Below are 10386 nucleotides of genomic sequence, written 5' to 3' on the forward strand. Positions count from 1 at the left end.
CATAATTGAAGGGCGGATCGGCCCATGTCTAGGGCTGTGACGAAAAGGCCTGATCGGGCCGCACCGCCACCGATGCGCCACCCGCGCGCGCCGAGATGACAGCGACGACGCCCCAGCCATCAGACATGGGCGCCAGCACCGGCGCGCCGGAATTGCCGGTGACAACCGGGCAGGACAGAACGATCAGCCCCGGCGCGCCGCCCAGCAGGGCGCAATTGTCCTGCCGGTGCAGGCGGGCAGGGGTTTCGCGGCGATACCCGATCAGGGTGAAGGGCGGGATGGCACGATCCAGCGCAATCAGGGGCAGGGGGATGGCCTGACCCGGCGAAACCGCAGCATCCAGATGGATCAGCGCCAGATCGGTGGCGGTGCCGGCATGGGCAGGCCCGGCAAATGCATCGGGCAGGGTGATGGCGGCATTGGTGCGATGGATGGAATATGCGCCATCCCGCCAGCCGGCGGTGAAATGGATGCGCCCGACCGCCGCCGGGGCGCCGGTGTCGCGCGTGGTGACGCAATGGGCCGCCGTCATCACCAGATCGGGCGCGATCAGTGTGCCGGTGCAGGCCGATGGCGCATCGACGGCTCCCCAGGTGACGCGCCCGATGGCGGGCCAGTCGGGCGCTGTCTGGGCCGCGGCAGGCCCGATCCACAGCCCGGCCAGCAGACATAATGCACAGCGCCAGCGGTGGTTCATTTGCCTTCCTGCAATTGACGGTCTCCCGATGCGGCCCCATATCGCGCCCACAAGGGCCAGCCACCCCCCTTGATATGCCGCGCCGCATCGCCTTGCCAAGGCCGGGGGGCGCGGCTAGGGTGCGCGCCAATCGCAGGGGGCGGACAACCGCCCCGAAACAGGACGGGAAGATTCATATGTTTGCTACACCTGCTTTCGCACAGGCCGCATCTGGCGGGCCTGCCGGTGCCTTGACCAGCTTTGCGCCGCTGATCCTGATTTTCGGGATCATGTATTTTCTGCTGATCCGTCCGCAGCAAAAGAAGGTCAAACAGCACAAGACAATGGTCGAAGCCCTGCGCCGGGGCGATCAGATCGTCACCCAGGGCGGCATCGTCGGCAAGGTCAGCCGCGTCAAGGAAGATGGCGAACTTGAGGTCGAGATCGCCGAAGGCGTCAAGGTTCGGGTGATCCGCTCGACCATCGCCCAGGTTCTGACACGCACAGAACCTGCCGAAAAAGTCTGAGCCTGATCCATGCTGAACCTGCCGCTGTGGAAACGGGTCGTCATATGGGGCGTCTGCGCGCTGGCGGTGCTGTTCGCAGTGCCCAACCTGTTTTATGCCCGTGTCGAAGGGCATAATGACGCGCTGACCACAATCGCCAGATCGGGGGAAACCCCGGTTGCGGTTGCGGCGCGTGACGCCTGGCCGGGCTGGATGCCGTCGGGGCTGGTCAATCTGGGGCTTGATCTGCGCGGTGGTGCGCATTTGCTGGCCGAGGTTCACCTGGAAGACGTCTATACCGCGCGCATGGACGGGCTTTGGCCCGAATTGCGTGACGCGCTGCGCGATGCGCGCGACAGTGTTGGCACGATCCGCCGCCAGCCTGCCCCGCCGGGCGTGCTGCGCGTGCAGATATCGAACCCCGAAGGCATGGCCGCGGCCATCGCCGCGGCACGCACCCTGGCCCGCCCTGTGGTCACCCTGACTGGGGTCGGGTCGAACGATATACAGGTCACGGGCGAGGGCGCGGTGCTGAACGTCACGCTGAGCGATGCCGAAAAGCAGGCCACCGATGACCGCACCATCCAGCAGGCGCTGGAGATCATTCGCCGCCGGGTCGATGAGGTCGGCACCCGCGAACCCACCATCCAGCGTCAGGGCGCCGATCGCATCCTGATCCAGGTGCCGGGCATCGGATCGGCTGCCGAACTGAAGGCCCTGATCGGCACGACTGCCCGCCTGACCTTTCACCCCGTCATCAGTCGCACCACCAATGGCGATCAGGCCCCCGGCGCCCGCAACATGCTTTTGCCCGCACAGGATGAACCGGGCGTCTTCTATGTGCTGGAACAAACCCCCGTGGTGACGGGCGAGGAACTGACCGATGCCCAGCCCGGCTTTGATCAGAACGGCCAGCCTGTCGTGAACTTCCGGTTCAACCCCACCGGCGCGCGTAAATTCGGCGATTACACCGTCAACAATGTCGGCGCGCCCTTCGCAATCGTGCTGGATGACGAGGTCGTTTCCGCCCCCCGCATCAACGAACCGATCCGCACCGGATCGGGCCAGATTTCTGGCAACTTCACCGTGGAAGAGGCCACCAACCTGGCGGTTCTGCTGCGGGCGGGCGCATTGCCGGCCGAACTGACCTTCCTTGAAGAACGCACCATCGGCCCCGAACTGGGGGCCGACAGTATCGAAGCGGGCAAGATCGCGGCCATCGTCGGCGGTGTTGCCGTGCTGGCGTTCATGGCGGCCAGCTATGGCCTGTTCGGGATCATCGCCAATGTCGCGCTGGTGCTGAACATCACGATGATCTTTGCCGTCCTGTCGGTGATCGGCGCCACGCTGACCCTGCCGGGCATTGCCGGGATCGTGCTGACCATCGGCATGGCGGTGGATGCCAATGTGCTGATCTTCGAACGCATCAAGGAAGAGTTGAAAACCGCCAAGGGCCCGGCCCGGGCGATCGAACTGGGGTATGAGCGTGCCTTCAGCGCAATTCTGGATGCCAATGTGACCACGCTGATCACCGCCGCGATCCTGTTCTTCATGGGCACCGGCCCGGTGCGCGGCTTTGCCGTGACGCTGGGCATCGGGATCATCACATCGGTGTTTTCGGCGATCTTCGTCACCCGGCTGATCATCGCGATCTGGCTGGCGCGCCGCCGCCCCAAAACCATCGTGGTGTAAGGAGACTGCCATGCGCCTGAGACTGGTTCCCGCTGAAACCAATTATGATTTCTTCCGCCTGGCGCGCTATACCTTTGGCGCATCGGTGGTGCTGACCGTGCTGTCGATCATCGCCACGGCGGTGTTCGGCCTGAATTTCGGGATTGATTTCCGGGGCGGCACCACGATCCGCACGGAAAGCACGCAGATCGTCGATGTCGGGGCCTATCGCGCCGCGCTGGCGCCGCTGGGCCTGGGCGATGTGTCGATCACCGAAGTGTTCGATCCCAGCTTCGGCCCCGACAGGAATGTCGCCCAGATCCGCATCCAGGCACAAGACGGCGCCGAGGCGATCACCCCCGAAACCGTCGCGCTGGTCGAAGCGGCGCTGCAGGCCGTCGATCCGGCCATCGCCTTTCCGTCGGTCGAAAGCGTAGGCCCCAAGGTTTCGGGCGAATTGATCCGCACTGCGATCCTGTCGGTGCTGCTGGCCACGGTCGCGGTGTCTGTCTATATCTGGCTGCGCTTCGAATGGCAGTTCGCGCTGGGCGCGGTGGCAGCCCTCATCCATGACGTTGTGGTGACGATCGGCATTTTTGCGGCCTTCCAGATCAAGTTCGATCTGACCATCATCGCGGCCCTGCTGACCATCGTCGGTTATTCCATCAACGATACCGTGGTCGTGTTCGACCGGCTGCGCGAAAACCTACGCAAATACAAGGTGATGGACCTGCGCGAGGTGATGAACCTGTCGGTGAACGAAACCCTGTCGCGCACGGTGATGACATCGGGCACGACGCTGATCGCGCTGATCGCGCTGTTGGTGCTGGGCGGGGATGTCATCCGGGGCTTTGTCTTTGCCATGACCATCGGCGTCATCCTGGGGACCTATTCATCGGTCTATGTCGCCAAGAACGTGGTGCTGATGCTGGGCGTCAAGCGCGACTGGTCAAAGGGCGACAAGGGGGCCGCCGGCACCCAGTTCTCGAATATTGATGCCTGACAATCCTGCCCGGCCGGTGTGAACCGGCTTGGGCATGTGGCGATGATCCTTTATGATACGCCCTGTGCGGCCCAGCCAGCAGCGGGCCGCCCGTGGCCGAAAGGAACAAGGATGCGCCTGAACGAGATCGTCTATACCGATGCGCGGCCCGTCGATGGCTATGGGCCCGGCTTTTTCCGCGTGGGCGGGCAGGTGATGCAGGGGGCGGTTCTGCTGTCTGACGGCGGTGCGTCGCCCTGGCGCGGGTTTGACGATACAGCGCCGTTGCTGGCGCTGGCGGGATCGGTCGATGTGCTGTTCATCGGCACCGGGGCCGAGATCGCGCATATACCGGCCGCGCTGCGGATGGCGCTGGAAGAAGCGGGTCTGGGGGTCGAGATCATGGCCAGCCCAACCGCCGCGCGCAGCTATAACGTGCTGCTGTCCGAGGGGCGGCGCATTGCCGCCGCGCTGTTGCCGGTCGCGCCGGCGGCGGACGCATAAGCGACCCGCACAGATGATCAGCCCGGCCATGCACCTGCGCCAGACCGCCCGCCAGACCACGGCGCTGGCGCTGACGCCGGGGATGCAGATGTCGATCCGCCTGTTGCAGATGACCGGGGCCGATCTGCTGACCTATCTGGCCGAACAGGCCAATGCCAATCCCTATCTGGAGCTGCGCCTGCCCGCCCATTGGGGCGGCGGCGATGCCGAAACGCTGGCCCAGCCGGGGCCGGGCCTGCACCGCCATATCGCGGATCAGATCGACGCAGGCTTTCCCGATCCCCGCGCGCGCGCCATTGCCTTTGCGTTTCTCGATGCGCTTGACCCCAGCGGCTGGCTGTCCGAACAACCCGGCGATATCGCTGCCCGACAGGGCTGCGCCCCGACCGAAGCCGAGGCGGTTCTGGTCCGGCTGCAGGAATTCGATCCGGTCGGTGTCTTCGCGCGGTCACTGGCGGAATGCCTGCGCCTGCAGGCTGCCGAGGCGGGATTTCTGGACGATACGATGGCAATCGTGCTGGATCATGTGCCGCTGCTGGCCGCCAATGACCTGCCGGCACTGGCCCGGCTGTGCGGCTGTTCCACCATGCAGATCGACCAGACGGTGCGGCTGATCCGTGGCCTGAACCCCAAGCCGGGGCAGGCCTTTACCGATGATGCCGCCCCGGTTTTCCCGCCCGATCTGACAGTGCGCCGCTGGGGCGAAGGGTGGCAGGTCGATCTGAACCGAAGCACACTGCCGGAACTGCATATCGCCCCGCCCGGCGCCCAGGACGACCGGCAGGCCCGTGCCGAGGCGCGCGCGCTGATGCGCGCCTTTCGGCGGCGTCAGGTCACGGTCTTGCGTGTGGCGCGGGCCATCATCGCCCATCAGCAGGTGTTCCTGGATTACGGCGCGGGCCATCTGCGCCCCCTGTCACTGACCCGGGTCGCCGATGATGTCGGCCTGCATGTCAGCACCGTCAGCCGCGCCATCGCTGGACGCATGATCGACACGCCGCGCGGTGTGCTGCCGCTCAAGGCGCTGTTCAGCCGCGCGGTGGCCGGGCATGACAACCGGCCGCCCCGGTCGCAGGATGCGGTTGCCCAGATGATCCGCACCATCATCCGCACCGAAGATCGCGCCCGCCCCCTGTCGGATCAGGCCATCGCCCGGCAGGCCGCCACGCAGGGGCTGAACCTGGCGCGGCGCACGGTCGCAAAATACCGCGACGCGCTTGGCATCGCCCCCTCGCATGCCCGTCGCCAGCAGCCCTGAAACAACGATCAAAGCCGCGCAAATGCCGTTGCGCAAATCCCGCGCAATCTGTTGAATGCCTTTGGATAGTATTTTTTTTGAACCGCCGGACGTTGTTGTCGAAACAGGAGAGACCGATGAAGCTTGTGATCCATGCCGGCATGAACAAGACCGGCACAAGTTCCATTCAACGGTCATTCGCGCAGATATCGCGTCCGGATTTTCACTATATCGACTGGAAATCAGTGAATCATTCGGAAATGTTCGTGCTGCTGTTCCAGCCGCCCGAGATCGCCCGAAAATATCATATTTTCGTCACCCAGGGCTGGAGCGACGCCGCCCTTGCCGCCGAAAAATCGCTTTGGCAGGACAAGCTGTTGCAAGCCCTTGCGACCAATCAGGCTGCCGTGACGCTGTTTTCGGGTGAAGACATCACCCAGCCCACCGCGAACACGCTTGGGGTGCAGAACATGGCCGCGTTCTTCAAACCCTATTTCGACGAAATCAGGGTGATCGCCTATGCCCGCGATCCGATTTCCTTTGCCAGCAGTTCGTTCCAGCAACGTGTTAAAAGCGCCGGACAGTCAGAAATAGACATAAATGCATTATGGCCGCATTATCGTCGTCGCTTTGAACGGCTTGATCAGGTTTTTGGCCGCGATAACGTCGAGATCGTTCCATTCCTGCGTGATCAGATGCGTGGCGGCGATCTTGTCACCGATTTCAGCGCCCGCGCCGGTATCGAAATGCCTCAGGTCGACCCGGTGCGCGCCAATGACAGCCTGTCGCTAGAGGCGCTGTCGCTTTTGTTCGCACAGCGCCGGCTGGCGGGCGGTATCAAAAGGGGCTTTCGTGAGGCGACACGCGCCAATAATGCCTTCATCTTTCAGCTCAGCTCGATCGGCAAAACGAAATTCGCCTTCAGCCCCGATCTGACCGGCGGGCTGATCGCCCGTCACCGTGACGATATGAATTGGATCGAGGCCCGAACAGGGGTCTCGCTGGAACTGCCGCCCGCCGGTGGCGGGGTGACGATATCATCGGCACAGGATTTCATGGAGATCGCCCGAACGCAGGTTGAAGCCCTGGCAGCCCTTGAGGCGCGCCTGCGCGATAAGGGCCGTCCCGAGATCGCGGCGCAGATGGCCGGGCTGCGCGAATTCCTGCAGCTTCCGTCCCAAGATTGCGCCCGAACCGCAGCGAACTGAGCGTGCCATCTGCGTGCCGCGCGGTGGGCTAAAGCGCGGCCGCGATATGGGCGGCGGCGCGCACGCCGTCGATCAGCCGCAGGCTGGTCTTGCCCCGGGCCTGTTGCGCGATATCGACCATGCCACCGCACCCCAGAACGATGCTTTGCACGTTATCGTCACGTTCGGCGGCAAGGATTTCATCGACAATGCTGGCCGTGGCGGTCGCCGGATCGCGCTCCAGCACCAGAACCGGCACCTCGCTGGCACGCACCCGTCCCAGATGGCCCGCCAGCCCATAGGCGCGAATGTTTTCCTCTAACACCGGCACGGATACGCCCAGGGTGGTGACAACGGAAAACCGGTCACCCGCTAGGGCGGCCATGTGATAGGCGGCCTGTCCGATTCCGATTACCGGGCAGGGGGCGATGCGGCGCGCCTGTGTCAGGCCGGTATCATCGAAACAGGCGATGATGATGGCGGCGGCCCCGGCGGTTGCGGCCTGCGCCACCAGCCGCAGCAGCGGCGGCGTTGCGGCATCACCATCGGCGCGGCCCTGAATGGCGGGGGGGCCGTCATGCGATGTCCAGCCTTCGAACGCGGCGCCGGGCACGGTTTGCCGCGCGGTGCGCAGCATCGCATCGGTCATTGTTCCGGTGCTGTTGGGATTGATCAGGACGATCATACCAAGCCTTTGCCCGCATCCGACCCGGCCCGCGCCTTGCGCCGCGCGCTTATCCACGCGATGCACAGGAAAAACCCGATCATGATCAGCGAAAACCCGGTTGTCAGCGTTCCCAGCGCATACAGAACCGGCGTTGTCACATTGGTTGTCATCCCGAAGATTTCCAGCGGCAGGGTGTTATAGCTGCCCGCGGTCAACAGGGTGCGGGCGAATTCGTCATAGCTGAGCGTGAACCCGAACAGCGCCACCCCGATCAGCGATGGCGCGATGATCGGCAGCACCACATGGCGCAGCGTCTGCCAGGGCGTGGCGCCCAGATCGCGGGCGGCCTCTTCGTAACTTTTGTCGAACCGGTTGAACACGGCGAACATGATCAGCAGCCCAAAGGGCAGGGTCCATGTCAGCTGCGCCCCAAAGCCCGACCCCGACCAATGCACCGGCAGGCCCGCCTGCGAAAACATCAGCCCCACGCCAAGTGAAATCAGGATCGACGGGATCACAAGCGACGTGATGATCAGATAGAACAGCACGCCCGACCCCGGAAACCGTTTGCGAAAGGCCAGCCCGCCCATCACCGACACCACGACCGTGGTGATCATCACCATCAGGCCCAGCACGAAACTGCGCCCGAAACTGCCCCAGATATCGCCCACCGCCTGTTGTTCGAACAGATCGCGGAACCAGTAAAGCGAGGTGCCGCGCATCGGAAAGGTCAGCCCGCCGCCCGGCCCCTGAAAGGACAGGATGCCAATGGTCAGGGTCGGCCCGTACAGGAACAGCAGGAAAAGGGCGAACAGCGTGGCCAGCACATAAAAGGATCGGGGGCGGGGTTCCATGGTCACAGCTCCTTGCGGATATCGACAAAGCGCAACAGGATGCCGATCACGATCAACACCGTTGCCAGCAGCACGACCGCCGTGGCCGCCGCCGACGGATAGGCCAGCAGCGCGATATCGTTGGAAATCAGACGCCCGACATTGGCCGACTGGCTGCCCGACATGAAGCGCACCGTGATGAAATCGCCCATCACCAGCGTCACCACGAAGATGGTGCCGATCATGATGCCCGGCTTGGTCAGCGGGATGATGACGTTCCACATGATCTGCGCGCCGGTGGCGCCGGCATCGCGGGCGGCCTCGATCAGGGATTTGTCGATGCGCATCATCGTGTTGAAGATCGGCACGACCATAAACAGGGTATAAAGATGAACAAAGGCCAGTATCACCGCGAAATCGCTGAACAAAAGCCATTCCAATGGCTGATCTATCACACCCCATGACATCAGGGCGGAATTGGCGATGCCATTACGGCCCAGAAACGGGATCCAGCTGATCATACGAATGATGTTCGAGGTCCAGAACGGGATGGTGCACAGCAAGAACAGTGCGATCTGCCAGGTCTGGCTGCGGATGTGAAAGGCCAGGAAATAGGCCACGGTGAACCCGATCACCAGCGTCAGCGCCCAGGTCACGCCGGCATATTTGAACGTGTTCAAAAACACCTGATAGGTGACCGAAGAGCCGAACAGAAATTCATAGTTTTCAAGGACAAAGGCGGGGATGATCGAAAATTCTGTGGCGCGCCAGAAGCTGACCACGACGATCAGGATGATCGGCAGAACCAGAAACAACGACAGGATGATTGTCAGCGGCATGGCCAGCAGCCAGCCGCTGAGCGCCTTGTTTCGCAGAAGTTTTTCCATTGGGTCCGCCCGGGTTTGGGGCGCGGCCGGACCGCGCCCCCGATGTTGCATCAGGCCGCGATGAATTCATTCCATTTGCGGACCATATACTGGTTTTCATCCATGACCGCGTTCCAGCAGGCCACTGACCCCATGCGATCATAGAACGAACCGCCATCGCGGGTTTCACCCGGCTGCGCCAGCGGATCGCCGAAGGGCGATGTGATGACCTCGACCGCCGGCTTGCCTTCGAACCAGTAACCCCATTCGTTTTCGGACATATGGTTCTTCGATGTTTCCGGCACCGCCGAGTAATAGCCCTGACGCATCAGGAACCCGCCGACCCAGCCATCGAGATACCAGTTGATATATTCATAGGCCGCGTCCCGCTCCAGCCCGGTCAGCGCGGATGACAGGCCGATGCCGCCGCCCCAGCTGCGATAGCCTTCTTCCAGCGGCTGATAGACGCAGGGAATGCCGCGCGATTTGACGGCGGTGATGGCGGGCGACCACATTGATTGTATCACCACCTCGCCCGAGGCCATCAGGTTCACGCTTTCGTCGAAGGATTTCCAGAAGGCGCGGAACTGGCCGTTTTTCTTGGCCTCGGTAAAGATGCCGATCGTCAGGTCGATCTCTTCCTTGGTCATGTTGCCCTTGTCGGGATATTTGTATTCGCCCATCGATTCGACAACCATCGCCATATCCATGATCCCGATGGACGAGATATCCAGGATCGAGGCCTTGCCCTTGAATTCGGGGTTCAGAAGCTCCGACCAGTTCTTGATCGGGCGGCCGATCAGATCGGGGCGAATGCCCAGCGTGTCGGCATTGTAAATTGTCGGGATCAGGGTCATCCAGCCGGATTCTTCCTGCACGAAATCCGTGCCGTCGGCCCCGGATGTAAAGCCCACCGTATGCGGCGCGGTGCCCTGGGCGATCACGCTGTCGGGGGTCAGTTTGCCATTGCGGAAGATGCCGACGATCTTGTCGTAATTCTTGATCTTGGATGTATCCATCGCCTGAAGGTTGCCGGTCGGCCAGACCTTCTTGCAGATCCAATATTCAATATCGGCGATGTCAAAGCTTTTGGGTTGGGTCGCGGCGCGCTGGGTGACGCTGTCGGAATCCAGCGCCGTCATTTCCAGTGTGAATCCAAGGTCTTCCTTCACCTTCTGCGCCACTTCGTTCAGGTTCGACACCCCGGTGCCGAACTGGCGCAAGGTGACGTCCTTGATGTTCTGCGCCCAGATCAGC

At 62.9% G+C, this 10386-nt stretch carries 11 protein-coding genes; 6 read left to right on the forward strand and 5 right to left on the reverse strand.

Features of this window, described 5'->3' with window-relative positions; all coding sequences use genetic code 11:
* Positions 1–28: 28 nt before the first annotated feature.
* Positions 29–697 carry a trypsin-like serine peptidase gene (locus ACTCHC_RS12235; protein WP_463022775.1) on the reverse strand — a complete coding sequence of 223 codons (669 nt, stop codon included), beginning with the start codon at positions 695–697 and terminating at the stop codon, positions 29–31.
* Between the two features lie 176 nt (positions 698–873).
* Here ACTCHC_RS12235 and yajC point away from each other — a divergent pair, with 176 nt between their 5' ends.
* From yajC to ACTCHC_RS12265, 6 genes are all read left to right on the forward strand, one after another.
* The gene (gene yajC / locus ACTCHC_RS12240) at positions 874–1203 is read left to right on the forward strand and encodes a preprotein translocase subunit YajC (protein WP_463022776.1); all 330 of its coding nucleotides are present in this window, start codon (positions 874–876) and stop codon (positions 1201–1203) included.
* A 9-nt stretch (positions 1204–1212) separates the two neighbouring features.
* A complete protein-coding gene (gene secD, locus ACTCHC_RS12245; RefSeq protein ID WP_463022777.1) occupies positions 1213–2874 on the forward strand; it encodes a protein translocase subunit SecD in 1662 nt (553 codons plus the stop codon).
* 10 nt (positions 2875–2884) lie between these two features.
* Positions 2885–3856: a protein translocase subunit SecF gene (gene secF / locus ACTCHC_RS12250; RefSeq protein WP_463022778.1), complete on the forward strand. Its 972-nt coding sequence runs from the start codon at positions 2885–2887 to the stop codon at positions 3854–3856.
* A 111-nt stretch (positions 3857–3967) separates the two neighbouring features.
* On the forward strand, positions 3968–4339 hold the full coding sequence (locus tag ACTCHC_RS12255) for an Mth938-like domain-containing protein (RefSeq protein WP_463022779.1): 372 nt from the start codon (positions 3968–3970) through the stop codon (positions 4337–4339).
* A gap of 13 nt (positions 4340–4352) precedes the next feature.
* Positions 4353–5597 (forward strand): RNA polymerase factor sigma-54, encoded by a 1245-nt coding sequence (rpoN, locus tag ACTCHC_RS12260; protein ID WP_463022780.1) that lies wholly within the window; start codon positions 4353–4355, stop codon positions 5595–5597.
* A 116-nt stretch (positions 5598–5713) separates the two neighbouring features.
* The gene (locus ACTCHC_RS12265) at positions 5714–6784 is read left to right on the forward strand and encodes a hypothetical protein (RefSeq protein ID WP_463022781.1); all 1071 of its coding nucleotides are present in this window, start codon (positions 5714–5716) and stop codon (positions 6782–6784) included.
* A gap of 28 nt (positions 6785–6812) precedes the next feature.
* Here the strand turns inward: ACTCHC_RS12265 and ACTCHC_RS12270 are convergent, their stop codons facing one another.
* The 4 genes from ACTCHC_RS12270 to ACTCHC_RS12285 are packed head-to-tail and all read right to left on the reverse strand — an operon-like array spanning position 6813 to position 10385.
* Positions 6813–7448 (reverse strand): aspartate/glutamate racemase family protein, encoded by a 636-nt coding sequence (locus ACTCHC_RS12270; RefSeq protein ID WP_463022782.1) that lies wholly within the window; start codon positions 7446–7448, stop codon positions 6813–6815.
* Positions 7445–8284 (reverse strand): ABC transporter permease, encoded by an 840-nt coding sequence (locus ACTCHC_RS12275; RefSeq protein WP_463022783.1) that lies wholly within the window; start codon positions 8282–8284, stop codon positions 7445–7447. The genes ACTCHC_RS12270 and ACTCHC_RS12275 overlap by 4 nt, the downstream gene beginning before the upstream one ends.
* A gap of 2 nt (positions 8285–8286) precedes the next feature.
* Positions 8287–9150 carry an ABC transporter permease gene (locus tag ACTCHC_RS12280; protein ID WP_463022784.1) on the reverse strand — a complete coding sequence of 288 codons (864 nt, stop codon included), beginning with the start codon at positions 9148–9150 and terminating at the stop codon, positions 8287–8289.
* A 50-nt stretch (positions 9151–9200) separates the two neighbouring features.
* Entirely contained in the window at positions 9201–10385 is a 1185-nt protein-coding gene (locus ACTCHC_RS12285) for an ABC transporter substrate-binding protein (RefSeq protein WP_463022785.1), read from the reverse strand.
* Between the last annotated feature and the right edge of the window lies 1 nt (position 10386).

This window comes from Actibacterium sp. (genome assembly GCF_055134745.1).

Excerpts from the sequence above, each read along its gene's own strand:
- ACTCHC_RS12280 (WP_463022784.1), bottom strand. The coding sequence starts at position 9,150 with ATGGAAAAACTTCTGCGAAACAAGGCGCTCAGCGGCTGGCTGCTGGCC.
- secF (WP_463022778.1), top strand. The coding sequence starts at position 2,885 with ATGCGCCTGAGACTGGTTCCCGCTGAAACCAATTATGATTTCTTCCGC.
- ACTCHC_RS12235 (WP_463022775.1), bottom strand. The coding sequence starts at position 697 with ATGAACCACCGCTGGCGCTGTGCATTATGTCTGCTGGCCGGGCTGTGG.
- ACTCHC_RS12275 (WP_463022783.1), bottom strand. The coding sequence starts at position 8,284 with ATGGAACCCCGCCCCCGATCCTTTTATGTGCTGGCCACGCTGTTCGCC.
- ACTCHC_RS12255 (WP_463022779.1), top strand. The coding sequence starts at position 3,968 with ATGCGCCTGAACGAGATCGTCTATACCGATGCGCGGCCCGTCGATGGC.
- rpoN (WP_463022780.1), top strand. The coding sequence starts at position 4,353 with ATGATCAGCCCGGCCATGCACCTGCGCCAGACCGCCCGCCAGACCACG.
- secD (WP_463022777.1), top strand. The coding sequence starts at position 1,213 with ATGCTGAACCTGCCGCTGTGGAAACGGGTCGTCATATGGGGCGTCTGC.
- ACTCHC_RS12265 (WP_463022781.1), top strand. The coding sequence starts at position 5,714 with ATGAAGCTTGTGATCCATGCCGGCATGAACAAGACCGGCACAAGTTCC.
- yajC (WP_463022776.1), top strand. The coding sequence starts at position 874 with ATGTTTGCTACACCTGCTTTCGCACAGGCCGCATCTGGCGGGCCTGCC.
- ACTCHC_RS12270 (WP_463022782.1), bottom strand. The coding sequence starts at position 7,448 with ATGATCGTCCTGATCAATCCCAACAGCACCGGAACAATGACCGATGCG.